This window comes from Phycicoccus avicenniae (genome assembly GCF_050496545.1).
GTDB classification, from domain to species: Bacteria; Actinomycetota; Actinomycetes; order Actinomycetales; family Dermatophilaceae; genus Phycicoccus; species Phycicoccus avicenniae_A.
On the sequence record NZ_JBNVZV010000006.1, the window covers coordinates 129582 to 155722 of the forward strand.

General features: G+C 74.0%; 31 protein-coding genes and 2 tRNA genes. 18 read left to right on the forward strand and 15 right to left on the reverse strand.

Going from position 1 to position 26141, the window contains the following annotated elements:
* Positions 1-25: 25 nt before the first annotated feature.
* The 3 genes from ACQZ2A_RS07250 to ACQZ2A_RS07260 all read right to left on the reverse strand — a co-directional run bounded on the left by ACQZ2A_RS07250 (position 26) and on the right by ACQZ2A_RS07260 (position 2520).
* Positions 26-1336: an MFS transporter gene (locus ACQZ2A_RS07250; RefSeq protein ID WP_430208921.1), complete on the reverse strand. Its 1311-nt coding sequence runs from the start codon at positions 1334-1336 to the stop codon at positions 26-28.
* Between the two features lie 182 nt (positions 1337-1518).
* Complete coding sequence (locus tag ACQZ2A_RS07255; protein ID WP_430208923.1) at positions 1519-2043, reverse strand: GNAT family N-acetyltransferase; 525 nt, start codon at positions 2041-2043, stop codon at positions 1519-1521.
* Between the two features lie 108 nt (positions 2044-2151).
* Complete coding sequence (locus tag ACQZ2A_RS07260; RefSeq protein ID WP_430208926.1) at positions 2152-2520, reverse strand: hypothetical protein; 369 nt, start codon at positions 2518-2520, stop codon at positions 2152-2154.
* Between the two features lie 113 nt (positions 2521-2633).
* On the opposite strand from ACQZ2A_RS07260, the gene ACQZ2A_RS07265 reads away from it, so the two are divergent.
* Positions 2634-3971: an HNH endonuclease gene (locus tag ACQZ2A_RS07265; protein WP_430208927.1), complete on the forward strand. Its 1338-nt coding sequence runs from the start codon at positions 2634-2636 to the stop codon at positions 3969-3971.
* 1 nt (position 3972) lies between these two features.
* On the opposite strand, the gene ACQZ2A_RS07270 is transcribed toward ACQZ2A_RS07265, so the two are convergent.
* Positions 3973-4815 carry a 3-methyladenine DNA glycosylase gene (locus ACQZ2A_RS07270; protein WP_430209151.1) on the reverse strand — a complete coding sequence of 281 codons (843 nt, stop codon included), beginning with the start codon at positions 4813-4815 and terminating at the stop codon, positions 3973-3975.
* A 118-nt stretch (positions 4816-4933) separates the two neighbouring features.
* On the opposite strand from ACQZ2A_RS07270, the gene ACQZ2A_RS07275 reads away from it, so the two are divergent.
* Genes ACQZ2A_RS07275 through ACQZ2A_RS07285 form a run of 3 tightly spaced genes read left to right on the forward strand, consistent with a single transcriptional unit; the run spans position 4934 to position 7256 of the window.
* Complete coding sequence (locus tag ACQZ2A_RS07275) at positions 4934-5884, forward strand: SGNH/GDSL hydrolase family protein (protein WP_430208930.1); 951 nt, start codon at positions 4934-4936, stop codon at positions 5882-5884.
* A 56-nt stretch (positions 5885-5940) separates the two neighbouring features.
* Positions 5941-6456 (forward strand): PH domain-containing protein, encoded by a 516-nt coding sequence (locus ACQZ2A_RS07280; RefSeq protein WP_430208932.1) that lies wholly within the window; start codon positions 5941-5943, stop codon positions 6454-6456.
* 29 nt (positions 6457-6485) lie between these two features.
* Positions 6486-7256, forward strand: a complete 771-nt coding sequence (locus ACQZ2A_RS07285) for a fumarylacetoacetate hydrolase family protein (RefSeq protein WP_430208934.1) — start codon at positions 6486-6488, stop codon at positions 7254-7256.
* A gap of 32 nt (positions 7257-7288) precedes the next feature.
* On the opposite strand, the gene ACQZ2A_RS07290 is transcribed toward ACQZ2A_RS07285, so the two are convergent.
* Positions 7289-8002, reverse strand: a complete 714-nt coding sequence (locus ACQZ2A_RS07290) for a VOC family protein (RefSeq protein ID WP_430208936.1) — start codon at positions 8000-8002, stop codon at positions 7289-7291.
* 156 nt (positions 8003-8158) lie between these two features.
* Between ACQZ2A_RS07290 and ACQZ2A_RS07295 the strand changes: the two genes are divergently transcribed.
* Entirely contained in the window at positions 8159-8419 is a 261-nt protein-coding gene (locus tag ACQZ2A_RS07295; protein WP_430208939.1) for a hypothetical protein, read from the forward strand.
* Between the two features lie 9 nt (positions 8420-8428).
* Here ACQZ2A_RS07295 and ACQZ2A_RS07300 read toward each other — a convergent pair whose 3' ends face one another.
* The gene (locus tag ACQZ2A_RS07300) at positions 8429-8725 is read right to left on the reverse strand and encodes a DUF1905 domain-containing protein (RefSeq protein WP_430208942.1); all 297 of its coding nucleotides are present in this window, start codon (positions 8723-8725) and stop codon (positions 8429-8431) included.
* A 95-nt stretch (positions 8726-8820) separates the two neighbouring features.
* Positions 8821-9510 (reverse strand): DUF2306 domain-containing protein, encoded by a 690-nt coding sequence (locus ACQZ2A_RS07305; RefSeq protein ID WP_430208945.1) that lies wholly within the window; start codon positions 9508-9510, stop codon positions 8821-8823.
* Positions 9511-9647: 137 nt separating this feature from the next.
* On the opposite strand from ACQZ2A_RS07305, the gene gltX reads away from it, so the two are divergent.
* The 4 genes from gltX to ACQZ2A_RS07325 all read left to right on the forward strand — a co-directional run bounded on the left by gltX (position 9648) and on the right by ACQZ2A_RS07325 (position 12288).
* A complete protein-coding gene (gene gltX, locus ACQZ2A_RS07310) occupies positions 9648-11201 on the forward strand; it encodes a glutamate--tRNA ligase (protein WP_430208948.1) in 1554 nt (517 codons plus the stop codon).
* Between the two features lie 20 nt (positions 11202-11221).
* Positions 11222-11947, forward strand: coding sequence for an HAD-IA family hydrolase (locus ACQZ2A_RS07315; RefSeq protein WP_430208950.1), 726 nt, complete (start codon positions 11222-11224; stop codon positions 11945-11947).
* A gap of 89 nt (positions 11948-12036) precedes the next feature.
* Positions 12037-12111: transfer RNA gene (locus tag ACQZ2A_RS07320), tRNA-Gln, on the forward strand.
* Between the two features lie 104 nt (positions 12112-12215).
* A tRNA-Glu gene (locus tag ACQZ2A_RS07325) sits at positions 12216-12288 on the forward strand.
* A gap of 56 nt (positions 12289-12344) precedes the next feature.
* On the opposite strand, the gene ACQZ2A_RS07330 is transcribed toward ACQZ2A_RS07325, so the two are convergent.
* Positions 12345-12947, reverse strand: a complete 603-nt coding sequence (locus ACQZ2A_RS07330; protein WP_430208952.1) for a MerR family transcriptional regulator — start codon at positions 12945-12947, stop codon at positions 12345-12347.
* A 112-nt stretch (positions 12948-13059) separates the two neighbouring features.
* Between ACQZ2A_RS07330 and ACQZ2A_RS07335 the strand changes: the two genes are divergently transcribed.
* The gene (locus ACQZ2A_RS07335) at positions 13060-13557 is read left to right on the forward strand and encodes a monooxygenase family protein (RefSeq protein ID WP_430208954.1); all 498 of its coding nucleotides are present in this window, start codon (positions 13060-13062) and stop codon (positions 13555-13557) included.
* A 10-nt stretch (positions 13558-13567) separates the two neighbouring features.
* Here the strand turns inward: ACQZ2A_RS07335 and ACQZ2A_RS07340 are convergent, their stop codons facing one another.
* Together ACQZ2A_RS07340 and ACQZ2A_RS07345 are read right to left on the reverse strand one after the other, a co-directional pair.
* Positions 13568-13906 carry an NAD(P)-dependent oxidoreductase gene (locus tag ACQZ2A_RS07340; protein WP_430208956.1) on the reverse strand — a complete coding sequence of 113 codons (339 nt, stop codon included), beginning with the start codon at positions 13904-13906 and terminating at the stop codon, positions 13568-13570.
* An 83-nt stretch (positions 13907-13989) separates the two neighbouring features.
* Positions 13990-14733 (reverse strand): IclR family transcriptional regulator, encoded by a 744-nt coding sequence (locus tag ACQZ2A_RS07345; RefSeq protein WP_430209154.1) that lies wholly within the window; start codon positions 14731-14733, stop codon positions 13990-13992.
* A gap of 155 nt (positions 14734-14888) precedes the next feature.
* On the opposite strand from ACQZ2A_RS07345, the gene leuC reads away from it, so the two are divergent.
* The 3 genes from leuC (at position 14889) to ACQZ2A_RS07360 (ending at position 17864) form a co-directional block, all read left to right on the forward strand.
* Positions 14889-16301 carry a 3-isopropylmalate dehydratase large subunit gene (gene leuC, locus ACQZ2A_RS07350; protein WP_430208957.1) on the forward strand — a complete coding sequence of 471 codons (1413 nt, stop codon included), beginning with the start codon at positions 14889-14891 and terminating at the stop codon, positions 16299-16301.
* Positions 16301-16891 (forward strand): 3-isopropylmalate dehydratase small subunit, encoded by a 591-nt coding sequence (leuD, locus tag ACQZ2A_RS07355; RefSeq protein WP_430208960.1) that lies wholly within the window; start codon positions 16301-16303, stop codon positions 16889-16891. Before leuC ends, leuD begins: the two co-directional genes overlap by 1 nt.
* Positions 16892-17159: 268 nt before the next feature.
* Positions 17160-17864, forward strand: coding sequence for an HU family DNA-binding protein (locus ACQZ2A_RS07360; RefSeq protein ID WP_430208962.1), 705 nt, complete (start codon positions 17160-17162; stop codon positions 17862-17864).
* A 25-nt stretch (positions 17865-17889) separates the two neighbouring features.
* Here ACQZ2A_RS07360 and cofC read toward each other — a convergent pair whose 3' ends face one another.
* A complete protein-coding gene (gene cofC, locus ACQZ2A_RS07365) occupies positions 17890-18738 on the reverse strand; it encodes a 2-phospho-L-lactate guanylyltransferase (protein ID WP_430208963.1) in 849 nt (282 codons plus the stop codon).
* A gap of 89 nt (positions 18739-18827) precedes the next feature.
* Here cofC and ACQZ2A_RS07370 point away from each other — a divergent pair, with 89 nt between their 5' ends.
* Both ACQZ2A_RS07370 and ACQZ2A_RS07375 read left to right on the forward strand, forming a co-directional pair.
* A complete protein-coding gene (locus ACQZ2A_RS07370; protein ID WP_430208966.1) occupies positions 18828-19586 on the forward strand; it encodes a lysophospholipid acyltransferase family protein in 759 nt (252 codons plus the stop codon).
* Complete coding sequence (locus ACQZ2A_RS07375; RefSeq protein ID WP_430208968.1) at positions 19583-20581, forward strand: NAD(P)H-dependent glycerol-3-phosphate dehydrogenase; 999 nt, start codon at positions 19583-19585, stop codon at positions 20579-20581. Before ACQZ2A_RS07370 ends, ACQZ2A_RS07375 begins: the two co-directional genes overlap by 4 nt.
* 3 nt (positions 20582-20584) lie before the next feature.
* On the opposite strand, the gene ACQZ2A_RS07380 is transcribed toward ACQZ2A_RS07375, so the two are convergent.
* Complete coding sequence (locus ACQZ2A_RS07380; protein WP_430209156.1) at positions 20585-20983, reverse strand: hypothetical protein; 399 nt, start codon at positions 20981-20983, stop codon at positions 20585-20587.
* Between the two features lie 258 nt (positions 20984-21241).
* Between ACQZ2A_RS07380 and ACQZ2A_RS07385 the strand changes: the two genes are divergently transcribed.
* Complete coding sequence (locus ACQZ2A_RS07385; RefSeq protein WP_430208970.1) at positions 21242-21937, forward strand: MBL fold metallo-hydrolase; 696 nt, start codon at positions 21242-21244, stop codon at positions 21935-21937.
* On the opposite strand, the gene ACQZ2A_RS07390 is transcribed toward ACQZ2A_RS07385, so the two are convergent.
* On the reverse strand, positions 21912-23015 hold the full coding sequence (locus tag ACQZ2A_RS07390; protein WP_430208972.1) for a trans-sulfuration enzyme family protein: 1104 nt from the start codon (positions 23013-23015) through the stop codon (positions 21912-21914). The two genes, ACQZ2A_RS07385 and ACQZ2A_RS07390, sit on opposite strands and share 26 nt — an antisense overlap.
* A 35-nt stretch (positions 23016-23050) precedes the next feature.
* Between ACQZ2A_RS07390 and ACQZ2A_RS07395 the strand changes: the two genes are divergently transcribed.
* On the forward strand, positions 23051-24175 hold the full coding sequence (locus ACQZ2A_RS07395; protein ID WP_430208975.1) for a D-alanine--D-alanine ligase family protein: 1125 nt from the start codon (positions 23051-23053) through the stop codon (positions 24173-24175).
* A 111-nt stretch (positions 24176-24286) separates the two neighbouring features.
* On the opposite strand, the gene ACQZ2A_RS07400 is transcribed toward ACQZ2A_RS07395, so the two are convergent.
* Both ACQZ2A_RS07400 and ACQZ2A_RS07405 read right to left on the reverse strand, forming a co-directional pair.
* Positions 24287-24682, reverse strand: coding sequence for a DUF3515 family protein (locus tag ACQZ2A_RS07400; protein ID WP_430208977.1), 396 nt, complete (start codon positions 24680-24682; stop codon positions 24287-24289).
* Between the two features lie 50 nt (positions 24683-24732).
* Positions 24733-24966 (reverse strand): Lrp/AsnC ligand binding domain-containing protein, encoded by a 234-nt coding sequence (locus ACQZ2A_RS07405; protein WP_430208979.1) that lies wholly within the window; start codon positions 24964-24966, stop codon positions 24733-24735.
* A 132-nt stretch (positions 24967-25098) separates the two neighbouring features.
* Between ACQZ2A_RS07405 and thiL the strand changes: the two genes are divergently transcribed.
* Entirely contained in the window at positions 25099-26097 is a 999-nt protein-coding gene (gene thiL / locus ACQZ2A_RS07410; RefSeq protein ID WP_430208982.1) for a thiamine-phosphate kinase, read from the forward strand.
* Positions 26098-26141: the final 44 nt, after the last annotated feature.

The window sequence follows — 26141 nt, forward strand, 5'->3', positions numbered from 1 at the left end:
AGGGCACTTTCCGACCCTCGACAGGTCAGGCGAGCTGGAACCGCTTGCGGCACACCACGATCGTCACGAGTGACAGCGCTGCCACCGCCATGAAGTAGAAGGCGGGGGCCGCGAGGCTGCCGGTGCGGTCGATGAGGAGGGTGAAGATCGCGCCGGCGAAGCCCCCGAAGACCAGGACGCCGATGTTGTATCCGACGGCCATGCCGGTCGTGCGCACGTTGGCCGGGAACAGGTCGTGGTAGAGCCCGGGGAGCGGTCCGAAGTAGGCGGCCATGACCAGCCCGAAGACGACCTGCACGAGCGTCAGCACGGCCACGGTCGGGACGGCGATGAGCAGCTGGAAGAGCGGCCAGGCGAGGACGAGGCCGGCGACGGCGGCGGCCGTCATCACCCTGGCGGGGCCGACGCGGTCGGCGAGCGTGCCGACGAACGGCGTGCCCACGAGGGTCACCAGGCCGGCGATGATGCCGCCGAGGAAGCCGGCGTAGGCCGGCAGCTCGAGGCTCTTCACGGCGAAGGTCGGCATGTAGAGGATGAGGTAGACCGAGAGCGAGGCGAGCGCGACGGCGCCGGCAGCGGCGAGCAGGCGGCCGAGGTGGGTGCTCATCGTCGAGGCCAGCGGCGAGTCGAGCTTCTCGGCCTGCTCGAAGTCGGCCGTCTCGTCCATCCTGCGGCGGATGTACCAGCCGACCGGGCCGATGAGCATCCCGACCACGAAGGGCACGCGCCAGCCCCAGGTGTAGAGGGCGTCGCGCGACAGGAAAGTGGTGAGGACGAAGCCGAACCCGGAGGCGAGGAACATCGCGGCGCCCTGGGTTGCGACCTGCCAGCTGCCGTAGAACGCGCGACGGCCGGGCACCGACTCGACGAGGAACGTCGTCGCGGTGCCGAACTCGCCGCCGGCCGAGAAGCCTTGCACGAGACGGGAGGCGAGCAGCCAGAGGCCGGCGGCGACGGGGCCGACGACCGCTGCGGTGGGGGCGACGGCCATCAGGCCGGTGCCGACCATCATCGTGAGGATCGTCGCCGAGAGCGCGCGCTTGCGGCCGTGCTTGTCGGCCCAGTTGCCGATGACCGCGGCGCCGAGCGGGCGGATCAGGTACGAGACGGCGAAGGTGAGGAAGGTGAACATCAACGCGGCGAAGCCGGAGACCTCGGGGAAGAAGAGCTCGCTGATGACGACCGCGAAGCTCGAGTAGACGATGATGTCGAACCACTCGAGGGCGTTGCCGATGGAGGACGCGACGACGGCCTTGCGCGCGCGGCGCAGGTCCTGCGGCGGTGCGTCCCCCGGGTGCGCGGCGTGGTCGACGGTCGTGCGGTCGCTCTGGGCCATGACCTCGACCCTTGCACTCACTGCACCGTTGTGGGGGCTGCGTGACACGCCGTCCATGTCATGGGCCGACCGCGCGAACTTCCGCGCCGTCACCGTGACGACGCCGAAGTTCAGCGAGGACGCGGATGCATCCGCGCCACCGGCCATCTTCCGCGCCATCCCGGTGATGACGCGGATCCTGCCTACGGCAGGTCCCGGTTGGTCCAGGCCCAGTCGAGGCCGTCCTCGCCGTCGTCGTCCAGGGCAGGGTCGCGATGGAGCCCGACCTTCGCCACGACGTTCTGGCTCGCCAGGTTGTCGGGCCGCACCCGCGCCAGGATCACCTCGGCCGGTAGCTGCGCCGCGACTCGGGACACGACGCGCGCGACGGCCTCGGTCGCCAGCCCGCGTCCCCAGGCGTCGGGCGAGAGGCGGCAGACGAGGTTCAGGACCGGTCGGTCCCGCACGGTCATCCGCTTCACCCCGACGTAGCCGACGATGCGGTCCTCGCCCGGGAGACGGACGCACCAGTAGCCGAAGCCGTGCTCGTCCCAGTGGCGGATCCACCGGGCGACGAGCTCGGCGGCCTGCGCCTCGTCGCCCATCAGCTCCGAGGGGTTGTGCTCGACGGTCCGCGGATCCCCCAGGATCGCGAAGATCCCCGGTGCGTCGGTCGGGACGGGCCGGTCCAGCCGCACCCGCTCCGTCTGCTGCTCCGGGATGTCCACCGAGCCATGCTCGCACCCAAGGCCCTTGCCGACCGCGCCGCCCGGTGCCCGGGTTCGAGACGGGCTCCCAGCGGGCAGCGGCTGCTCGGAGGCACCCCGCCTGACCCGTCAGGCGGGAGGCTCTGTGAAGGTCGCTGAGATGTCTCTCCAGTCGTGGGGGGCCCGCCACGAGTCGTCGCCGTCCCCGCTGTGCTCGTCGAGCCAGGCGGAGAAGGCCGCCGCCACACGGTCACGCGACACGCTCAGGGCCTGCCGATGTGTCTCGACCGAACCGTCCCGCAGCTCGAGCTGGTAGGTGCCGTCCGGCCGCAGCCAGACCTGGATGTAGACCTCGGCGTCGTCCATGCTCTGCAGCACGGCGTGGCCGTCGCGAGGCAGCGACTCGAGGACCCCGAGGACGTCGTCGGGGCGGGGAGCGCGCATGACCCGACGGCCCGGGGTGGTCAGACGGAAGCGGTGCTGCTCGGCTCGACCCATCGGCCCATCATGCAGGTCGGACCGCTGTCGGTGGTCGCGTCTAGAGTTGGAGGCAGAGGGAAGGGCAGGGGCAGATGGACGCAATCACGTTGCAGGAGAGGCGTGATGGTGACATGCCTTCTGTCGTGGTGGCCGGCCTCCGGGACTCGCTCGCGGCCATCGACGCGGTCACGCTGAGCGACCACGAGCGGGTGGCCCTGGTCGCCGAGCTCGAGCGGCTCAAGGCGGCCGCCGCGGCCTGTCAGGCGCGCGCCACCGACGCGCTGCGGCGCTCGCGCGGGGTCGTGGCGCCGCAGGACGTGGCCCGGTCCGTCGGGTCGGAGGTCGCCCTCGCGCGGCGCGAGTCCCCCAGCTGCGGGGACCGGTTCGTCGGGTTGTCACGGGCCCTGGTCCACGAGATGCCTTGTCTCATGGCGGCTCTGACGGAGGGTCTGACCAGCGAGAGGGCCGCAGTCGAGGTCGTCCGCGAGACCGCCACGCTGTCCCGCGAGGACCGGGCCGAGGTGGACCGCCGCATCGCGGAGGTCCTGCCCCGGCTCTCCGCGCGAGCCGCCGGTCGCGCTGCTGCGCGGGTGGCGGCCGAGCTCGACGCCGCGTCGGTGGTCCGGCGGATGGAAGCTGCCGTGAAGAGCAGGCGGGTGAGCGTCCGACCGGCTCCGGACGGCATGGCGTACCTGACGGTGCTCGGACCCCTGCGGGATGTCGTGGGCGCCCACGCCGCCATCCTTCGCCGGGCCCGCAGCGTCGTCGGCGGACAGTGCGAGGACGAGGCTCCCTACGACCGAGGCGTCGGCGCGGTGAGCGCCGACACCGCCCTCCGGCTGCTCGCCGGGCTGCTCCCGGGACAGGTGCAGCCCGTCGAGGTCCAGCTCGTCATGACCGACCGCTCCCTCCTGGGCACCGGCGACCCCGAGCGGCCCGTCGACGAGCCGGCGCGTATCCCCGGTCACGGGTCCGTGCCGGCACCGGTCGCGAGGTCGTGGATCCGTGGTGCCGGCCCGGCGTCCGTCTGGCTGCGCCGCCTGTACACGAGCCCGGACGGGCGGGACCTGGTGGCCCTCGAGTCCCGTCGCCGGCCGTTCATCGGCGGTCTGCGCCGGGTGCTCGTCCTGCGCGACGACGTGTGCACCACCCTCTATTGCGACGCAGCGGTCGTCCACGTCGACCACGCCCACCCCGTCCGAGACGGCGGCTCCACCAGCGCGTGGAACGGCAACGGGAAGTGCGTCCGCTGCAACCTCGTCAAGGAGGCGCCGGGCTGGCGGGTCGTCGTCGAGCGGGCGTCGCCCCACGAGATCCTGACCGTCACCCCCACGGGCCACGCCTACCGGTCGCAGGCGCCACCGGTGCTCGGCTGGGGCAGCGAGACCCATCCACCTCCGGACCCTCCGCCGACGGGTGACTCCGCCCTGGAGCGACACCTCGAGCGGATGCTCGCCGCCGTCGCCTGACTCACGGCAGGACGTCGAGGAGCCTGCGGCGCAACGCGTTCGAGCGCACGGTGAAGGCGCGCTGCCGCTCCAGGTACTCGGCCTTGCCCTCCGGCGTCTCGATGCGCACCGGCGCGTACCCCAGCTCCGCCAGGTCGTACGGCGAGGCCTCCATGTCGAGGACCCGGATGTCGCGGGCGAGGTCGAAGGCGTCCGCGGTGAGGTCGCTCGGCACCAGCGGCGCCAGCTTGAACGCCCACTTGTAGACGTCCATCCCGGCGTGCAGGCAGCCCGGCTGCTCCATCGCGACCTGCGACTCGCGCGTCGGACGGAGCTGGTTCTGCGGCACGGCAGTCGGCGTGAAGAACCGGTGCGCGTCGAAGTGCGAGCACCGCACCGCGTGCCGCTCGACGACCTCGTCGGTGCCCGCCGGCCCCAGCCGCAGCGGCCAGCCCGCGTGGCGCACGTCGTCCTGGTCGAGCCCGTGCACCATCGCCCACTCGTGGAGGCCGAAGCAGCCCAGGTGCGCGGGACGGGAGAGCGTGGCGGTGAGGAGGTCGGTGACGAACCGGACGGTCGCCCCGCGGGCCTCCAGGAACGACCCCACGTCGAGGGCCACCGCGTCGCCGACCACCCGGTGGTGCCGCCACCCCGCACGCTCCGTGCCGGCAGCCCCCTCGAGCAGCACGCCGGCGCCCGGGTGCCACCGGCGCAGCTTCGCGGGGGAGTGGTTGTAGTAGCGGAAGAGGAAGTCCTCGACGGGGTGCGACCGACCGTCTGCCCGACGCTCGCGGTGGCGCGCCGTGGCGGCGTCGACGCGCGCGGCGTGGGCGGCCTCCCGGGCCGTCCACTCCTCACGGGCCATCACGACACTCACCACGGTGGTCACCGCGTCACGGTACCGGCGGGCACACCCGGTGCCGCTGGCGCGTTGGGCCGGGAGAGGATGGGAGCCGGTCCCGTCCCGACCCCGGAGGTCCCCCGTGCCCCGCACGACCGTCGTCGCGTCCGCCCTCGCGGCGGTCCTCGCCCTCAGCGCCTGCGGAGGTGGGTCGGAGGACCCGGCCCCGAGCGCCGCGCCGTCCTCGTCGTCCGCAGCCCCGACCGCGAGCCCCTCGCCGAGCACGACATCGCCGTCCGCGCGCCCCGGCACCGGCCCGGACAGCACCGCGCCCGACGGCCCGCTCTACGTCGCGCTCGGCGACTCCCTCGCGGCGGGCTACCAGCCCGGCGGGGCCGAGCTGCGCGACAGCGCCTACCCGGCCCTGGCCGCCGCCCGCCTCGGGCGCGGCGGCGACGCGCTCGGCGTGGCCAACCTCGCGTGCAGCGGCGAGACCACCGGCAGCTTCCTCGCGGGCGGCAAGTGCGAGTACCCGGAGTCCTCGCAGATGGCGCAGGCCGAGTCCCTGCTGAAGGCGCGGCGCGGTGACGTGCGCCTCGTGACCATCGACCTCGGCGGCAACGACCTGCTGCGCTGTGCCGCACGGCTGTCCGTCGATGCGAAGTGCGCCGCCACCGGGCTGGGCACCATCGAGAAGAACCTGCCGACGATCCTCTCGCGACTGCGCGCCGCCGCCGGCCCGGACGTCCCGGTGCTGGTGCTCGGCTACTACAACCCCTGGCTGGCCTCCTCCTACCTCGGGGCCGGCCAGGCGCAGCTCAAGGTGGCGACCAAGGCGTTCAGCGACCTCAGCACGACCATCGCGGCCGCGGCCAAGGGCTCGGGCGGACGGTTCGTCTCCCTCGACGCCGCCTTCGCCCTCGACGACGACACCCCCACCACCTTCAGCGGCCGCAGCGTGCCGAAGAACGTGGCGCAGGTCTGCTCGCTCACCTACATCTGCACGGCGTTCGACATCCACCTCACCGACGAGGGCGCGGCCGTCGTCGGCCGGGTGCTCGCCGACGCGGCGACGAAGGCCGGCGTGCGCTGACGCACCGGCCGCGGCGCCTCCTGACGCGGGCGGGCGCCCGGCCCTACGCTGACGCCGTGAGCTTCCCCGAGAACGTGCTCGCGCAGGACGAGAAGGTCGTGCGCCACCTCCACCCGCACTGGTTCACCGTGCTGCTGCCGACCGTGGTCGGCGTCGTCGTCGTGGCCGCGGCCGTCGTGGCGCTGCTCGTCCTGCCGGACGGGTCCGTGGGCACGGTCCTGCTCTGGGTCGTCCTCGGGGCCGCCGTCCTGGTGCTCCTGCTCTTCGTCCTCGCGCCCTACGTGCGCTGGCGCTCCACCCACTACGTCATCACGACGCACCGGGTGATGGTGCGCCGCGGTGTGCTGACGAAGTCGGGGAAGGACATCACGCTCGCGAAGATCACCGACGTCAGCTTCCGCCAGACCCTCCTCGACCGGATGATCGGCGCCGGCTCGCTGCACATCGAGTCCGCCGGCGACAGCCCCGACGAGGACCTCGTCAACGTCCCGGACAGCGACGACGTGCAGCAGCTCATCAACCGGCTCGTCGACGAGGACTCCCGCGGCCGGCGGGGCGAGGCCCTCTCCTGACGCCCGGGCCGGGGCACTAGCCTCGGACCATGCGCATCGCGAGGTTCACCACCGGGGACGACCCGGCGTACGGGCTGGTCGACGGGGCCGGCGAGAAGATCGCCGAGGTCACCGGCGACCCGCTCTACCAGCGGATCGAGCTGACGGGGGCGACGCACCTCGTGGAGGACGTGCGGCTGCTTGCGCCGGTCATCCCGCGCAGCAAGGTCATCGGCATCGGCCGCAACTACGCCGACCACGCCGCCGAGATGGGCACCGACGTGCCCGCCGAGCCGCTGATGTTCCTCGTGCCGAACACCGCGGTGGTCGGTCCCGGCGACCCCATCGTGTACCCGCCTCAGACCTCCGAGGTGCACTACGAGGGCGAGCTCGCCGTCGTCATCGGGCGCGTGTGCAAGGACGTCGAGCCCGAGGACGCCGCCGCCGTCGTGTTCGGCTACACCGTCGCCAACGACGTCACCGCGCGCGACCTCCAGCGCTCGGACGGCCAGTGGGCCCGCGCCAAGGGCTTCGACACCTTCTGCCCGCTGGGGCCGTGGATCGAGACCGACCTCGACGTCTCCTCGCTCGGGCTCGTCACGCGCCTGGACGGCGAGGTCGTCCAGGACGGCACGACCGCCGACATGGTGCACGGCGTCGCGGCCCTCGTCTCGTACGCCTCCAAGGCCTTCACGCTCCTGCCCGGTGACGTCATCCTCACCGGCACGCCGGCCGGCGTCGGTCCGATGACGGCCGGCCAGCGCGTCGAGGTCGAGATCGAGGGTCTCGGGACGCTGTCGAACCCCGTCGTCGCACCCTGACGAGCCCGGGCCGGCCCGGCGCCCACCCCCGCTCAGTCGGCGAGCAGGCGGAACTCCGTCCCGTCCACGTCGGCGAGGGCCCACGACCCGTCGGCTGGAGGTCCGTCGAGCACCCGCGCCCCGAGCGCGACCAGCCGGTCCACCTCGTCCCGGACCTCGGCCGCCGCGCACGCGACGTCGAAGCGCCACCGGTCGCGGCCGGTCGACGGCATGAGCGGCGGTCCGCCCCACGCGATCTTCGGCCCACCGTGCGGCGACCGGATGGCGGTCTCCTCGCCCTCGTCCCACACCAGCGGCCACCCGAGCGCCTCGCTCCAGAACACCCCGAGCGCGTGCGTGCCGTCGCACGAGAGGTCGCCGAGGAAGCCGCAGTCGGCGAGGAAGGTGCTGCCCGGCTCGAGGACGCAGAGCTCGTTGCCACCGGGGTCGGCGAGCACGACGTGGCCCTCCTCGGGCAGCTGCCCGACATCGACGTGCCGCGCGCCCAGCCCCAGCGCCCGGGCCACCGTGCGCTCCTGGTGCTCGAGGTCGTCGCTCGTCAGCTCGGGGTGGATCCGGTTCTGCGACACCTTGGGAGCATCGACCCGCAGGAAGCGCAGCCGGAAGCCGGTGTCGTCGGTGGGCTCCAGCGCCGCGTCCGCCCACGGGTCGTCGACCCCACGCCAGCCGAGCATCCCGGCCCAGAAGCGCGCGACCTCGTCGGGCTCCTGCGCGTCGACGGTGACGGCGTCCAGCCGGAGCGTCATGGCATCCCCTTCGTCGACGACCGGAGCCGGTCGACCCCGCGCCCCACGCTAGGCAGGCGGCCCGGACGCGGCAACGGGGTTTGCGCGGAAGGGCTCGCGGGCAGGACCAGCCCACACGACCGCTCCGCGCACGAGCGCGGGCGAGAGGAGCACCCCGTGAGCGAGACCCAGCAGCCCGACGAGCAGGACGACGCGGCGACCGAGGCGGCCCAGAACGTCGTCGACGAGGTCACCACGTGGGAGTACAGCGCCGAGAAGGACACCATCGAGGACAGCCTCGACCGGGGTCTGGACGAGGCCGGGGTCGAGGTCGACGGGGCCGAGCGGCAGCGGCTCGTCGAGGAGATCGACGACGTCAAGCAGCACGAGGACGAGGGGTCACCGCGGGTCCACGACGCCCGCCCGGACGACGCCTGAGCCGCTCCCTCAGCGGCGTTCGGTGAGGTACACCTCGACCTCGTCGCCCGGTCCCTTGCGGATCGCGGCGAGCGTGGCGCCGGTGAGGGGCAGCTTGTGGCGGCCGTCGCCGAGGGCCATGAACGAGGTGCGCAGCGGAGCGCCGTCGACGGTGCCCGTGACCTTGACGAGGCCGCGCGTCCCGAAGACCTCCGCGCTCTCGGGCCAGACGACGTAGGTCCAGCCGCCGTCGGCGTCGCTGCGGACGACGGTGGCCGAGAACGTGATGTCCAGCGGTCCGGGACGAGTGGGGTCGGTGGGGTCCATGGATGCGTCTCCTCGCGGTCGGTGGGTCCGGAGCGGTCCCGGCAGGACGGACCGGGGCCGCGGGTCGAAGTCATCGGTGGGGCAGCCGAGCGCGGTCACCCGTCGAGGTCGGGCGTGCGGCGCAGCCACCACTCCCCGGCGACGACGTGCATCCCGAGGCCCAGCCAGAAGGCCAGCCCGAACGTGCTGCGCGCCGGCATCGTCTCGTCGGACATCCCGAGCAGCCCGAGCTGGATGCCGGTGAAGATCCCCACCCAGAGCCGGATGGTCGCGATGCCGATGCCCACGGCGTAGGCGCGCACCATCCAGCGCCGGTGCTCGGGCACGCGGCCGGCGCGGATCGCGCGGAACGCCCGCACGAGGCAGACCAGGAACCAGCCGCCGAAGAGCAGCGTGGCGAGCGACTCGGCGCGCCCGCCCCACGCGAAGACGAACCCGAGGACCACGGCCAGCGCGCCGCTCAGCAGGGCGCACCCGAGCAGCACCCGGCCGAGCCGGCGGTGCAGCTCGTAGTGGCGCGACCGGAACCGGTGCGAGAGCTGCAACGGCGCCCCGAGCAGGTAGACCACCCCCGGCACCATGTGCCCGTACGCGAGCCACGGGTGCGCCACGTACTTCTCCGCGAGGTCGTCGTCGGGCACCGTGCCGGCGACGATGCTCGGCCAGTCGGTCACGATCCGGCGGGCGAAGAAGACGAGCACGATGGTCGTCAGGACGGCGAGCACGATCCCGACGGTCCGCCCCCGCGGCCGCGTCGTGGAGTCCCCCCGGGCGGTCTGCACCATCCCCGCAGTGTGCCCGCGTCGCGCGCGCCATGGGGGCTCTGCGCCCGTGACGAGGGGACCTGCCACCGTGACGTCGGGCAGCGGCGGACCCTCCGGGGTCGATGCGCCCCGCCGCCGCTCACTACGCTGGCCCCACCATGAGCGAGCACACTCCGAGCACCCCCGCGAGCCCCGCCGGCGACCTCCCCGGTCCCGTGCGGCTGCGCGTCGCCCCCTCCCCGACCGGCGACCCCCACGTCGGCACCGCCTACATGGCGCTGTTCAACCTGGCCTTCGTGCGCCAGCAGGGCGGCCGCTTCGTCCTGCGCGTCGAGGACACCGACCGCGCCCGGCTCGTCGAGGGCTCGGAGCAGCAGGTCTTCGACACCCTCCGCTGGCTCGGCCTCACCTGGGACGAGGGACCGGACATCGGCGGCCCCTGCGCCCCGTACCGCCAGAGCGAACGGCTCACCACCTACGCGCCGTACGTGGAGAAGCTCCTCGCCGAGGGGCACGCCTACCACTGCTGGTGCTCCACCGAGCGGCTCGCCGAGATGCGCGAGGAGCAGCAGCGCCTCAAGCAGCCGACCGGCTACGACCGCCTGTGCGTCGGGAAGACCGAGGCCGAGCGCCGCGAGCTGCCGGGCTTCTCCGAGACCCCCGTCGTGCGCCTCCTCGTCCCCGACGACGTCGAGCTCGAGTTCGACGACCTCATCCGCGGCCGGATGTCCGCCCCGCGCCCCGACGACCAGGTGATCCTCAAGGCCGACGGCTTCCCGACCTACCACCTCGCCGTCGTCGTCGACGACCACGAGATGGGCATCACGCACGTCGTGCGCGGCGAGGAGTGGGTCTCCTCGACCCCCAAGCACATCCTGCTGTACCGCCGGCTCGGCCTCGTGCCACCGAAGTTCGCGCACATGCCGCTGCTGCGGAACACGAACAAGTCCAAGATCAGCAAGCGCAAGAACCCCGAGGCGCGGCTCACCTGGTTCGAGGAGGAGGGCTACCTCCCTGAGGCGCTCGTCAACTTCCTCGGCCTGCTCGCGTACCCGCCGGCGCGCGACGCCGAGGGCAACGACGTCGAGCTCTTCACCTTCGAGGAATTCTCGCAGCGCTTCGCGTGGTCCGACGTCAACCCGGTCGGCCCGATCTTCGACCTCAAGAAGCTGGACTGGCTCAACGGCGTCCACATCCGCGAGCTCTCGCTCCAGGACTTCGCCGCCCGCCTGCTGCCCTACCTGCAGCGGGCCGGGGTGCTCGGCGAGGCGCCCACCCTCGGTGAGCTCGCCCGCCTCGAGCAGGTGGCCGCGCTCGTCCAGACCCGGATGGCGCACCTCACCGAGGCCGCCGAGCTCGTCGCGCCGTTCTACGTCGCCGACGACGCGGTCGAGGTGGCCGAGGACGCACGCGCCCAGCTGAAGGACGACGCCGCCCAGGTGCTCGACGCCGCGACGGCCGCGCTCGAGGCCGTGCCGGACGAGCACGACGGCGTGCTCGGCTCCGAGGCCACCTGGCGGGCGGAGAGCATCGAGGCGGCGCTGCGCGAGGCGCTCGTCGACGGCCTCGGCATCAAGCCGAAGTTCGCCTTCGGGCCGCTGCGCACGGCCGTGTCCGGGCGCCGGGTCAGCCCGCCGCTCTTCGAGTCGATGGAGATCCTCGGCAAGGGCGCCACGCTCACCCGCCTGTCGGCGCTGCGCGCGACCCTGTGACGGCGGCTGCGGCGCGTCCGGTGCTCGAGGCGGTGCTCCTCGACGCCGACGACACCCTCTACGACACCCGCACGGCGATGCACCGCGCCGGCGCGAGCGCGTCCACCGCCCTGTGGCCGGACGCCGACCCCGAGCGCCTGGCGGGTGCCGGCGTCCGCTTCCGGGACGACCCCGAGGGGCACTTCGCCGCCTACGCGCGCGGCGAGGTCGAGTTCGCCGAGATGCGCCGCGCCCGCCTCGCCGAGCTCGCGACGTGGCTCGGCCGGTCCCACGACGCGGCGGCGCTCGGCGCCTTCGACGACGCGTACGAGCCGGCGTTCCTCGCCGCGATGGAGGCCTTCGACGACGTGCGCCCCGCCGTCCGGGCGCTGCGGGAGGCCGGGGTCTCCGTCGGCGTGCTGACGAACTCGTCGAAGGAGTACACGCGCGCCAAGCTCGCGGCATCCGGCCTCGAGGACCTCTTCGACGTCGTGTGCAGCCGCGACACCCTCGGGTTCGGCAAGCCCGACGCCCGGGCCTTCCACGAGGCCTGCCGCCGGCTGGGCTCGGAGCCGTCCGCGACGCTCTACGTCGGGGACGAGGTCGCCACCGACCCGATCGGTGCTGCGGACGCCGGCCTGGCCGCCGCCTGGCTGGTCCGGGACGGCGTTCCGGACGAGGGGTCGCGCCGGATCGTCGAGGGGCGGGGCATCCCGGTCGTGCGGTCGCTGGGCGAGCTGTTCGCGCTGGTGCGCCCGGGCGCGTGACGATTTGGGCCGGGGGAGCGGGGCCGGTAGTATCGCCACTCGGTTCGCCGCTCGTCCGCCCTCCGGGTCACGACGGACGGCATACCCCATGGGGTATGGTGTAATTGGCAACACTGGTGATTCTGGTTCATCCGTTCTAGGTTCGAGTCCTGGTACCCCAGCCATCGCCCCCGGTCCGTCCGGGGCGATTTCGGAGAAGGCCCTCCCGTTCGGTAAGGTTCTCTCCCGTTGCCCGAGTCGCTCTGCGAGCGGCGAGGACAGCACCCACGGCCCCGTTGTGTAGTGGCCTAGCACGCCGCCCTCTCAAGGCGGTAGCGCGGGTTCGAATCCCGTCGGGGCTACATCGGTCGAAGGCCCGGTCCACCAGGACCGGGCCTTCGTCGTGTCGTGGGCCGTGTCAGGCGCGGGCCGCGCTCGCCGCCTCCTGGGCCACGCGGCGCAGCGCGACGAGCACGGGGTCGATCATCACCGTCCCGACGACGACGGTGTGCATCGCCTCGGCCGCGCTCGTGGCCCGGAGCGCGAGGTCGACGTCGGCCTCGGCGACGGCCCGCATCGCCTCGGCGTAGCGGCGCAGCGACTCCGGGGGGAGCGGCACCCCGGCCGCTCGCGCCGCCTCGAGCGCCCGCCCGAGCTCGGCGACGAAGGGGCCGTCCTCCCAGGTGCACCACCCGAGCTCCGCGAGCAGCGCGAGCACCTCCGGTGATGCGTGGGTGCCGGCCTCGTCCCCCGCGAGGGTGGAGTGCGCGGTGCCGAGCAGCTCGTGGCGCGAGGGGGGCGGGGCCTCGAGGGCGCCGACGATGCGGCGGACCGCGGCCAGGCTCACCCCGCCGTGCTCGACGAGGGCGCGCACGAGGCGGACCCGCTCGACGTGCTCCTCGCCGTAGTCGGCCGAGGTGCGGCTCGTCGGCAGACCGGGGGGGAGCAGCCGCTCGCGCAGGTAGAACTTCAGCGTGTGGACGGGGACGTCGGTCCGCTCCGCGAGCTCCGAGATGCGCACCCTCGCTCCTTCGTCGTGCTGCGACCCGGCGCCCGCCGGGTCTTGACACCGGATAGTGCCACTGTCCACCATGGTGTCACCAGAGAGTCGCACTATCCAGTCAGGAGCCCCCATGGACCGCGTGACGCACGCCTACGACGGACCGCTGACCGTCTTCCTCATCGGCCTGCGGGTGCACAAGCCCTGGAAGTGGCGCATCGTCCAGCAGGCCGGCGCCGCGATGCCACGGATGATCGTCGAGCTGGAGAAGAACAAGGCCGCCGCCGCGCGCGGCGAGGAGGAGTCCCTGGGCTATCTCGGCAGCCGCTCGACCGTGCACCTCATGGCCACGACGATGATCCAGTGGTGGCGCAGCACCGAGGACCTCTACGCCTACGCCAATGCCGCCGACCACCTGCACCGCCCGGCCTGGACCGAGTTCTACACGGTCGCCAAGGCCGACCCGTCGGCGGTCACCATCTGGCACGAGACCTACTCCGTCGAGGCGCACGGCGCCGAGAGCATCTACTCCGGCCCGAAGCCCTTCGGGCTCGGCGGTCTGGCCGGCGTCCTCCCGGTCGGGCGGCGTGGCGAGGCGGCCCGACAGCGGATGGGCTCCGGCCTGGGCTGAGTCCGGTCCCTCAGGCCACGTCCGAGCGGGCCCGGGAGGCGAGGTCGCAGACGAGGGCGTCCAGGCGGCTGTCGCCGGTGGCGGCGTGCACGAGCCACGCGCCCCGCAGGTCCGCCCCGGTCGGCCACCGGTTCTCCCACGTGACGAGCCGCTCGGCGAGCAGGTCGAAGGCGTCGTCGCACAGCTCGGGCGCGAAGACGACCACCGGCGTGTGCGCCCGGGTCAGCGCGGCCGCCCGGCGAGCCGCCACCGGGCCCCCGCCGACGACGACGGCCACCCGGTCCGGGCGCGGGAAGGCCAGCAGGCGCGTGCGGTCACGCGCGACGCGCTGGGCGGGCGTCGAGGTCATGGCGGCTCCTCGGTCGGCTGCCCCGAGGCTGCCGCACCGGTGTTGCCATCGGCCGCACGCCGTGTTGCGTGTGTGTTTCGCTCTCAGGCGTTGTTCTGCGCGTCCTGCTGCGCCGCGTGCCGGGTGAGGACCTCGGTCAGCTTGTTCGCGCCCGCCATGACCGTCGCCGCGTGCAGCCGGCCGGGCTGGCGCGAGAGCCGCTCGATGGGCCCCGAGATGGACACGGCCGCGATGACCCGGCCCGAGGGGGAGCGCACCGGTGCCGAGACCGAGGCGACCCCCGGCTCGCGCTCGCCGACGCTCTGGGCCCAGCCGCGGCGCCGCACCCCGGAGAGCGCGGTCGCCGTGAACGCCGCGCCCTGGAGGCCGCGGTGCAGCCGGTCCGGCTCCTCCCACGCGAGCAGGATCTGCGCGGCCGAGCCGGCGCGCATCGACAGCGTGGCGCCGATCGGGATGGAGTCGCGCAGGCCCACCGGGCGCTCGGCGGCCGAGACGCAGACACGGTACTCGCCCTGGCGCCGGAAGAGCTGGGCCGACTCGTTCGTGTGGTCGCGCAGCGCACCGAGCACCGGGCCGGCGGCGGCGAGCAGCCGGTCCTCGCCGGCGGCCGCGGCCAGCTCGCCGAGGCGCGGGCCGAGCACGAACCGGCCCTGGAGGTCGCGGGTCACGAGCCGGTGGTGCTCGAGCGCGACCGCCAGCCGGTGCGCCGTCGGGCGGGCGAGGCCCGTGGCGGTGACGAGCTGGGCGAGCGTCGACGGGCCGGCCTCGAGGGCGGAGAGGACGACGGCCGCCTTGTCGAGGACACCGACCCCACTACTGTTGTCCATGCACTGATACTGCAGTCTCATTGCCTGAGACGCAAGTCCATGGGCGGTGGGCCCGTGCGAATCTCGGGAGGACGGCGACGACGCTCCGGCGGACGTCGCGCGCGAACAGTCGTCCGGGCCACCCCCGGGCGAGCCCGACTCGGAGGTGTCGACAGATGGCCGGAACCCTGGCCGAGAAGGTGTGGGAGCAGCACGTCGTGCGGCGCGGTGAGGGCGAGCCCGACCTGCTCTACATCGACCTCCACCTGCTCCACGAGGTGACCAGCCCCCAGGCCTTCGACGGCCTGCGGCTCGCGGGCCGGCCGGTGCGCCGGCCCGACCTGACGCTCGCCACCGAGGACCACAACGTCCCGACCACGCCCGGCCCGATCACCGACCCGGTGAGCCGCACCCAGGTCGAGACGCTGCGCCGCAACTGCGAGGAGTTCGGCGTCACGCTCTACCCGATGGGCGACGCCGAGCAGGGCATCGTGCACGTCGTCGGCCCGCAGCTGGGGCTCACCCAGCCGGGCATGACCATCGTCTGCGGCGACAGCCACACCTCCACCCACGGCGCCTTCGGGGCGCTCGCGTTCGGCATCGGGACCTCCGAGGTCGAGCACGTGCTCGCCACGCAGACCCTGCCGCTCAAGCCCTTCCGCACGATGGCCGTCACGGTCGAGGGTGAGCTGCAGCCCGGTGTCACGGCCAAGGACATCGTCCTCGCCGTCATCGCGAAGATCGGCACCGGCGGTGGGCAGGGGTACGTCCTCGAGTACCGCGGCAGCGCGATCCGCGCCCTCTCGATGGAGGCGCGGATGACGGTGTGCAACATGTCGATCGAGGCCGGCGCGCGGGCCGGGATGATCGCGCCCGACGAGACGACCTTCGCCTACCTGGAGGGCCGCGACCACGCGCCGACCGGGGCCGAGTGGGACGCCGCCGTGGCCGCCTGGGGCGAGCTGCGCAGCGACGACGACGCCGAGTTCGACGCCGAGGTCGTCCTCGACGCCGCGAGCCTCACCCCGTTCGTCACCTGGGGGACCAACCCCGGCCAGGGCAGCCCGCTCGGCGAGGCCGTGCCCGACCCCGAGGCGATGGGCGACGACAACGACAAGGTGGCCGCGCAGCGGGCCCTCGAGTACATGGGCCTGACCGCCGGGACTTCGTTGCGCGAGATCCACGTCGACACCGTCTTCGTGGGGTCGTGCACCAACGGCCGCATCGAGGACCTGCGCGCGGCCGCGGACGTCATCAAGGGCCGACAGGTCGCCGACGGCGTGCGGATGCTCGTCGTGCCGGGCTCGGCGCGGGTGCGCCTCCAGGCCGAGGGCGAGGGGCTGGACCGCGTGTTCACCGAGGCCGGCGCCGAGTGGCGCCTGCCCGGCTGCTCGATGTGCCTCGGCATGAACCCCGACCAGCTCGCGCCGGGGGAGCGCAGCGCCTCGACCTCGAACCGCAACTTCGAGGGCCGGCAGGGCAAGGGTGGGCGCACCCACCTCGTCAGCCCGCTCGTCGCCGCGGCGACGGCGGTGCGCGGCACGCTCTCGAGCCCGGCCGACCTCGACCCCGTGGAGGCGAACGCCTGATGGAGAAGTTCACGACGCACACGGGTATCGGTGTGCCGCTGCGCCGCAGCAACGTCGACACCGACCAGATCATCCCGGCGGTCTACCTCAAGCGGGTGACACGCTCGGGGTTCGAGGACGGCCTCTTCGCCGCCTGGCGGAACGACGAGACCTTCGTCCTCAACGACCCGACGTTCGCCGCGGGATCGGTGCTCGTCGCCGGTCCGGACTTCGGTACCGGGTCCTCCCGCGAGCACGCGGTGTGGGCCCTCATGAACTACGGGTTCCGGGTCGTCATCTCCTCCCGCTTCGCCGACATCTTCCGCGGCAACAGCGGCAAGCAGGGCCTGCTCACGGCGCAGTGCTCCCAGGACGACGTCGAGCTGCTCTGGAAGCTCCTCGAGAACGAGCCGGGCACCTCGGTCACCGTCGACCTCGAGTCGCGCACCGTGTCCGCCGGCGACCTCGTTGCGGCCTTCGAGGTCGACGAGTACACCCGCTGGCGCCTCCTGGAGGGTCTCGACGACATCAGCCTGTCGCTGCGGCACGAGCAGGACATCACGGCCTTCGAGGGCGCCCGTCCGGCGTGGAAGCCGGTCGTCACCGCCTGACCTGTGCGGCAGGACCGTTGTCGCACAACGGTTCCCGTCTGCCACCGGTGGCTGAGGCACCCGTCGGACGGGCCGTCCGGAGTGGTACTGGTGGGGCGGATGTGACTCGGCGGGTGCCAAACCGTCTGTCGCGCAACCGGAACACGCCGAGAGAGTTGTGGACGTCCCTGTCCGACAGGCATACCGTCAGGTCCAAGGTCGGTCTCATCCGGCCGTCACGCCACCAGCGTCGGTGCGTCAGCCCGGCGCCCATCCATGGAGGAAGCACGTGAACAAGGCAGACCTCATCAAGGAGCTCGAGAAGACGCTCGGCAGCCGCAAGGCCGCCAACGACGCCCTGGAGACCGTCCTCGACACGATCGTCCGCGAGGTCGTCCGTGGCGGGAAGGTGGCCATCACCGGGTTCGGCACGTTCGACCGCGCCGAGCGGGCGGCCCGCACCGGCCGCAACCCCCACACCGGCACCTCGGTGCGCATCCCCAAGAGCAAGTCGCCGCGCTTCCGCCCGGGCACCGCGTTCAAGGCCTTCACCAAGAAGCCGAGCAGCCTGCCCAAGGCCGCCCCGGCCACCGGTCGCGCCAGCGCGGGCTCGGCCGGCGCCGTCGCCGCTCCGGCGAAGAAGGCCGCCGCCAAGAAGACGGCCACGAAGTCGGCCGCCAAGAAGGCGACGCCCGCGAAGACCGCGGCCAAGAAGACCGCGACGAAGGCGGCGGCACCGGCCAAGGCGGCCGCGAAGAAGGTGGCCACCAAGGCGGCTCCCGCCAAGACCGCGGCGAAGAAGACGGCGACCAAGGCCGCCGCGCCCGCGAAGAAGGCCGCCGCCAAGAAGGCGCCGGCCAAGACCGCCGCCAAGAAGGCTCCCGCGAAGAAGGCGCCGGCGAAGACCGCCGCGAAGAAGGCCCCGGCCAAGAAGGCGCCCGCCAAGAAGGCGCCGGCGAAGAAGGCCCCGGCCAAGAAGGCCGCGAAGCGCTGACCGGACGGCCGGGCGGGCCCGTCCCTCAGCGGATGGTCTCGCCCGGCCCGATCCCCACGATCCACACCCGGGTCGCGGCCGTGCCCGCGGCGTCGAGCTCGAGGCTCACCCGCTGACCGACCCGCAGGTGGAGCAGCCCGCTGTCGCGCAGCGCCTCCAGCGGGACCCCCACCTCGCGGCCGTCGTCGAGCAGCGCACTGCCGCCGTCGTCTCCGGGCACCCGGTGGATCGTCGCCTGCACGCCCGGCAGGGTAGCGCGGGCCAGGGCCGCACGGGTGTGCGGGCCGACACCGAGCTCGATCGCGAGAGCGAAGGACGCCGCGTCGTCGACGTCCGTGCGCAGCCCCGGGGCGTCCACCTCGAGCCGCTCCCAGCCCAGCTCCACGTGCCGGGCGGCGCTGCCCGCGCCGAACCGCGTCGGAGGCACCACGCCTCCCGAGGGCAGGTGCAGGAGAGCGGTGCCCGTGCCCTCGGCATCCGGCACCATGACCGGTCCCCGGCCGTGGGCCGCGGTCAGGGCCGCCACCAGCTCCTCGGCCCGTATCGCGGGGTGGTCGGCGAGGAGCACCGTGGTGCCGCTGACGCCGAGCGCCCCGGCGGCGGCGAAGCCCGCGGAGACGGCCGCATCGAGGCCGCCTCCGGGGTCGGCGACGACCCGGAGGCCGTCCGAGACCACGCCGGCGCGCACCCCCGGGTCGGACGTCACGACGAGGACCACGGCGTCCGGCAGGGCGGTCGTGGCCGCGGCGAGGGTGTCGCGGGCGAAGGCCTCGGCAAGGGAGCGGCGCGTCCCCTCCGGCAGGTCGAGGCGCGACTTCGCGAGCGGTCCGCCCTTGACGGGCACGACGACCGCGAGCTCCGGGGGAGTGGCCACGACCCGATCCTGCCAAGCGGACGTGGCGCGCTCGACATCACCCCGACCGCGGACCAGAATGCGGTGACCCCCAGCACGGAAGGCGCCAGGTGAGCACCCCCACGGACAACTCCCGTCCCTTCGGCTACCGGTTCGCCATCGCCGTCCTCCGCCCGCTCTTCCGCGCCGTCACCCGCCGCGACTGGTCCGGCGCCGAGAACCTCCCCACCGAGGGCGGGTGGGTGGTCTGCCCCAACCACGTGTCGCACGTCGACCCGCTGGCCTTCGCGCACTACCTCGTCGACCACGGTCGCTCGCCGCGCTTCCTCGGGAAGAACGAGGTCTTCCGGGTGCCCTTCGTCGGGTGGGTGCTGCGCTCGGCCGACCAGATCCCCGTGCACCGCGAGTCGGGGCGGGCCGCCGACGCCTACCGCTCGGCGGTCGCCGCCGTGCGCGCGGGCAAGTGCGTCGCGATCTACCCCGAGGGCACGCTGACCCGCGACCCCGACCTCTGGCCGATGCGCGGCAAGACCGGCGCGGCTCGCGTCGCCCTCGCGACCCGGTGCCCCGTCGTGCCGGTCGCCGTGTGGGGGCCGCAGGACATGCTCGCGCCGTACGCGAAGCGCCCGCGGCTGTTCCCCCGCAAGGTCATGCACGTCCGGGCCGGTGCGCCCGTCGACCTCGACGACCTGTACGACCGCCCGGTGACGCCCTCGGTGCTGCTCGAGGCCACCGACCGCATCATGACCGCCATCACCACCGAGCTCGAAGCACTGCGCGGCGAGCACGCGCCCCGGGTACGGTTCGACCCACGGCGGGCCGGTGTCACCCCGACCGGACGACCCCGACCCCTCGAGGAGGCATCGTGAGCCGAGCCGCCGTCTACGGCACCGGGAGCTGGGGCACCGCCTTCGCGGCGGTGCTCGCCGACGCCGGGACCCCGGTGACGATGTGGGGCCGGCGCGAGGACGTCGTCGCCCAGGTCAACGCCGGCGTCAACACCGACTACCTCCCCGAGCTGCGGCTGCCCTCCAGCGTGCGCGCCACCACCGACCCCGCCGAGGCGGCCGACGGTGCCGACGTCGTCGTCCTCGCCGTGCCGTCGCAGACGTTGCGCGACAACCTCGGTGCCTGGGGTGCGGCCCTCCCGCGTGACGCCGCCGTCGTCTCGCTGATGAAGGGCGTCGAGCTCGGCACGACGAAGCGGATGTCCGAGGTCATCGCCGAGGTCGGCGGGGTCGAGGACGAGCGGGTCGTCGTGGTCTCCGGGCCGAACCTGGCCCGCGAGATCGCGGCCAAGCAGCCGGCGGCGTCGGTGGTCGCGTCCCGCAGCGAGCACATGGCCGAGCGGGTCGCCGCCGCCTGCGCCGCACCGTACTTCCGCCCGTACACCGGCACCGACGTCGTGGGCACCGAGATCGCCGGCGCCGTGAAGAACGTCATCGCGCTGGCCGTCGGGATGGCCGAGGGGCTCGGGATGGGCGACAACTCCAAGGCATCGATCATCACCCGCGGCCTCGCCGAGACCATGCGGCTCGGCACGGCGGTCGGTGGTGACGCGGTGACCTTCGCGGGGCTCGCCGGCGTCGGCGACCTCATCGCCACGTGCATGTCCCCGTTGTCGCGCAACCACTCCTTCGGGGTGCGGCTCGGGCAGGGCATGGCCGTCGACGAGGTCGTCGCGGTGACGAAGCAGACGGCCGAGGGCGTCAAGTCGTGCACCTCGATCCTCGACCTCGCGAGCGCGCACGGCGTCGACGTGCCGATCATCGAGCAGGTCGACGCGATGATCCGGCACGGCCGCACCGCCCAGGAGGTCGTCGCGGCCCTGCTCAGCCGGCCGCGCAAGGCCGAGACCGACTGACGCTCAGGCCGGCTCGCCCGGCAGCGCCGCGCCGACCGCGGCCGGGACCTCGGCCCAGAACCGCACCGCCGCCTCCTCGAACCGGCGACCGAGCTCGAGGGTGGCGCGCTGGGGGCTCCCCTCCGGCAGCCGTCCCGAGGCCACGAGCCCGTCGTAGAGGGCCAGCCGCTCCTGGTGCGCGCGCTCCTGGTCGGCGGCGAGCGTCAGGACGGTCGGGTCGCCGGGCCCGGGGCGGGCGAAGTACAGCCGCAGCAGGGCGTCGTCGTGGATGCGCGTCGGCTCGGTCGCGCGGGTGGTCAGCCATCCGGCGAGGGCGTCGCGGCCGGCATCGGTGACCGCGAGCAGCCGGCGCCGCCGACCCTCCGGCTCCCGGGTCTCGGTGACCAGCCCGCCGCGCGCCAGCCGCCCCGCCTCGGCGTAGAGCTGGGAGCGCGGGAAGGGTCCAGAAGTAGCCGATGCTCGCCGCCACGGTGCGCTCCAGCCCGTACGGCGTGCTCGGGCCGTGCCGGTCGAGCAGGCCGAGGACGACCACCGAGCTCGCGGTCAACCGGGTCATGGGGTCCTCCTGCGGGTCGGTGACCGTCCGAACCCGAGGATGGCGGCTGCGGAGCCGGACGTCGACACTGGACGGTACAGGCTGGACGGTGGAAGGAGTCGGGGATGACGACGACGGTGACGACGGTCCGGTTGCGGGCCGCGAACGTGCACCTGGTCCGGGGCGCGCGCGGGACGGTCCTCGTCGACAGCGGGACGGCCGCGGCCGTCCCGGCCCTGCGCCGGGCGCTGCGGGCGGAGGGTGTAGAGCCGGCGTCGCTCGGCGCCGTCGTGCTCACCCACGGGCACGCCGACCACGCGGGCGGGGCCCGGCTGCTGGTCGGGGAGGAGGTGCCGGTCGTGGCCGGGGCCGCGGACGCCCCGGTCCTCGAGGCGGGACGTAACCCCGCGCTCGTCCCGACGAACCTCACCGCACGGGTCATCCGTCCGTTCGTGGACCGCCCGTTCCCCGCGTACCGCGCGGACGTCCTGGTGGAGGACCGGCTCGACCTCTCGCCGTTCGGGGTCGACCTCCTCGCGGTCGTCACCGGCGGCCACACGCCGGGGTCGCTCGTCGTCCTCGACCCGGTGGGTCCGGGACCGGCCGTCGTCGGCGACCTCGTGCGCGGCGGAGCGATGGGCGGTGCGGTGCGTCCGGGGACGCCGTACCCGCACTACTACTCGGACGACACGACGAGGGACCTCGGGGTGGTCGCGCGGGTCGTCGAGGAGTGGCGGCCGACCACGCTGCACCTCGGGCACGGCGGGCCGGTGGCCGCGGAGGCGGTGCTCGCCCTCAGCCGGGCGTCGAGGCGTGCGTGAGGGCCGAGGACAGGTCGCGCCAGAGGTCCTCGACGTCCTCGACCCCGACCGAGAGGCGCAGCAGCTCCTCGGGGACCTTCTCCGGCTCGTTCGGCTGGCGGCGCCGGCGTTCCAGGAGGCTCTCGACGCCGCCGAGGCTGGTGGCGTGCACCCAGACCCGCGTCGCCGCCGCCACTCGCTCGGCGCCCACGGCCCCACCGGCCACCTCGATGCTGACGATCGCGCCGAACCCCGGGTAGCGGACGCGGTGCACGGCGGGGTGGTCGGCGAGCCGGCCCGCGAGGTCGGCCGCGTTGGCGCAGGCCCGCTCGAGCCGCAGGTGCAGCGTCCGCATCCCGCGCAGCGCCAGCCAGGCCTCCATCGGCCCGGGGATGCCGCCGTGCAGCTGGCGGTGCCGGTACAGGCGCTGGCGGAGGCCGCGGCCGTGGTCGGTGCGGGCCGTCACCACGGCACCGAGCAGCACGTCGCTGTGGCCGGCCAGGTACTTCGTCACCGAGTGCACCACGACGTCGGCGCCGTCGGCGAGCGGTTGTTGGAGCAGTGGGGTGGCGAAGGTGTTGTCGACCACGCTCAGCACCCCGTGCGCGCGCGCTGCGGCGGTCAGGGCCGGGAGGTCGGCCACCTCGAGGAGCGGGTTGGTCGGCGACTCCAGCCACAGCAGGTCGGCACCGGGGAGGGCGGCCACCACGGCGGCCGTGTCGGTGAGGTCCACCCGGCGGACGGTGGCGGCGCCGGAGGCCTCGAGGTCGCCGACGGTGGCCATCACGCCGTTGTAGGCGGCGTCGGGCACGACGACCGTGCCGCCGTGGGGCAGGAGGGAGAAGGCGGCGGCGACGGCGGCCATCCCGGAGGCCAGGGTCAGCGCGTCGCCGCCCTCGAGGTCGCCGAGCGCCTCCTCGAGCGCCGACCACGTGGGGTTGCCGCCGCGGCCGTAGCTGACCTCGCCGTCGGCGTGGTACGTCGAGGTGAGCACCAGGGGCGCCCCGACCTGTGCACCGGGGGAGGCCGGTTCGCGACCCAGGGCGACGAGGCGGGTGGCGGGGGCGAGGGGCTCGGGGGAGGCGGGACCGTCGGTCACGGGCCCCACCCTAGGGGCGGCTAGAGTCGCGTGCGATGACCGACCGAAACCCTGCCGACAAGATCCGCGTGGCCCTCGTCTTCGGCGGCCGCTCGTCCGAGCACGCCGTCTCGTGCGCCACCGCCGCCTCGGTGCTGGAGGCCCTCGACCGCGACCGCTACGACGTCGTCCCCGTGGGCATCGCCAAGGACGGGCACTGGGTGCTCGCCGCCGACGACCCCGAGCCGCTGCGCCTCGCGCCCGGCCACGTGCCCGAGGTCGACGGCGGCTCGGCGAGCGTCATCGTCCCCACCTCGGCCACCGACCGCACGCTCGTCGTCCACGAGGCCGGGCAGCCGCCGCGCACCCTCGGCGAGGTCGACGTCGTCTTCCCGCTGCTCCACGGCCCGTTCGGCGAGGACGGCACCATCCAGGGCCTGCTCGACCTCGCCGACGTCCGCTACGTCGGCTCCGGTGTCACCTCCTCGGCCGTGATGATGGACAAGGCGATGATGAAGACCGTGCTCGCCGCGGCCGGGCTGCCGGTCGGGCCGTACGTCGTCGTCACCGACCGCGACTGGCGGCGCGACAAGGCGGCCGCGATGGACGCCGTCAGCGCGCTGACCTTCCCCGTCTTCGTCAAGCCGGCCCGCGCCGGGTCGAGCATGGGCATCACGAAGGTGTCGTCGATGGACGCCCTCGAGGCCGCGGTCGAGACGGCCCGCGAGCACGACCCGAAGGTCGTCGTCGAGCAGGGCATCGTCGGCCGCGAGATCGAGTGCGGCGTCCTCGAGGGGCACGGCACCGACGCCCACCGGGCCAGCGAGCTCGGCGAGTGCGTCGTCGTGCAGAACCACGAGTTCTACGACTTCGAGGCCAAGTACCTCGCCGCCGACGACGTGCGGCTCGAGACGCCGGCCGACGTGCCGACGCAGGTGGCCGAGCGCATCCGCGAGATGGCCGTCGTCGCGTTCGAGGCGGCCGGCTGCGAGGGGCTGGCCCGCGTCGACTTCTTCCTCACCGACTCCGGCGACGTGCTCGTCAACGAGGTCAACACGATGCCGGGCTTCACGCCCAGCTCGATGTACCCCCGGATGTGGGCGGCGTCGGGCGTCTCGTACCCCGAGCTGATCGACGAGCTCGTCGCCCTCGCGCTGGAGCGCCGTACCGGCCTGCGCTGACCGGCTCAGCGGTCGCACCGACAGGCAGAGCGGCGGGGTCGTGGACTCCGCGTGCACGGCCGGAGGCAGGGATGAGCCCTTTGCCTGTTGGTGGGCCCGCATGCAGCGCCGTCAGCGGCACTCGAGGCCGTTGCGCGGCAACGTCTTCGCGACCGCGCCGAAGGCCGGCAGGAGGAGCGGCGCGGGGTCGTAGTCGGCAGGCACGAGGACCTCGACCGCCGGGTCGGTGCCGAACGAGGTGAACCGCGTGCCGTCCGAGAGCGGCGCCGGGATCCATCCGACGCCGTCCACCTCGACGCACTCGGTGTCGGTGGGGCCGAGCGCCGCCACCCCGCACCGCGCGACCACGGCCGGGTCGCCCCACGCGGCGACCGCGGGGTCGGCGGGGGAGGTGTCGCGGCGCTCGTGGCCGCTCACCGTGCCGGGCCAGGAGGCGGCGCGGCAGGCCGCCGCACCGGCGCCGTCGGGGACCGAGACCTCGACCGCGGAGGAGCATCCCGACAGCACGGCGGCGGCAACGCCGAGCGCTGCCGCCGCCGGGCGGAGTCGGTGCGGGGTCAGACGTGGACCACCGTGCACGTGAGGGTGCGGGTGATGCCCTCGGTGTCCTGGATCCGGGAGATGACGAGCTTCCCGAGCTCGTCGACCGTGGCGGCCTCGACGCGGGCGATGACGTCGTAGGGGCCGGTGACGTCCTCGGCGAGGACGACGCCCTCGATGTCGGCGATCGTCGCGGCCACGGCCGCGGCGCGACCGACGTCGGTCTGGATCAGGATGTAGGCCTGGACCACTGCACTCCACCTTGTCGTCGTCTGGTCGGCGGGTCGTGACGACTCCGCCCGGTGCGTCCCACCGGGTCCGGGGGACGCGCCCCAGACGCTACCGTGCCGGTGGTCCGGACGTCACCGCAGGGAGGAGGAGCCGTGGAACGGTTGCGCGACCTCGACGAGTCCGCCCTGCTCGGACGGCTGTTCCCGATGTACGCCGCCGGGCTCGACGTGGCCGGCGACGCCGTGCCCGTGGGCCCCGGGGACGACGCCGCCGTCGTCGCCGCGCCCTCCGGCGCGGTCGTCGCGACGACCGACGGGATGGTCCGCGGCCACGACTGGCGCGACGAGTGGTCCAGCGGCCACGACGTCGGGGTCAAGGTCGCCGTCTCCAACCTCGCCGACGTCGCCGCGATGGGCGCCGAGCCCACCGGGCTCCTCGTCTCGCTCGTCGCCGACCCCGCCACCGAGGTGTCGTGGGCCCTGGACCTGGCGCGCGGCATCAGCGGTGTCGCGGCGGAGGCCGGGGTACCCGTGGTCGGGGGCGACCTGTCCTCGGCGCCCGCCGGGGTCGTCGTGGTGACCGTCACGGCCCTCGGCGACCTGCGGGGCCGGCGCCCGGTGCTGCGCTCCGGAGCGCGGGTGGGCGACGTCGTCGCGGTCTGCGGCACCCTCGGCCGGTCGGGCGGTGGGCTGGCCCTGCTCCTCGCCGGGGCGCCCCCGGGCGCGGGGGACGCGCTGGTGCGCGCGCACCTCGCGCCGCGCTCGCCGCTGGCGTCCGGGCCCGTGGCCGCCGAGGCCGGGGCCACCGCGCTCATCGACGTCTCCGACGGGCTGGTCACCGACCTCGGGCGGGTCGCCCGCGCCAGCGGGGTCGCGGTCGACCTCGACGGCCGCGTGCTGCGCGAGCGCTACGTCGAGGGTGAGCTCGGGCGCTGCCTGGGGAGCACCGAGGCGCTGCGCCAGGTGCTCGCCGGCGGTGAGGAGCACTCGCTGGTGGGATGCTTCCCGGCCGGGACCGACCTCGGCGCCCTGCCGGGGAAGGAGTGGGTGGTGCTCGGCCGGGTCGGTGAGGTCGGGCCGGCCGGGCCGCGCGTCACCGTCGACGGCGTGGTGCCGGACGCCCGCGGCTGGGACCACTTCGCCGGAGCCTGAGGACCTCCCGGACATGCGGAACGGGCGGCCTCCACGAGGGAGGG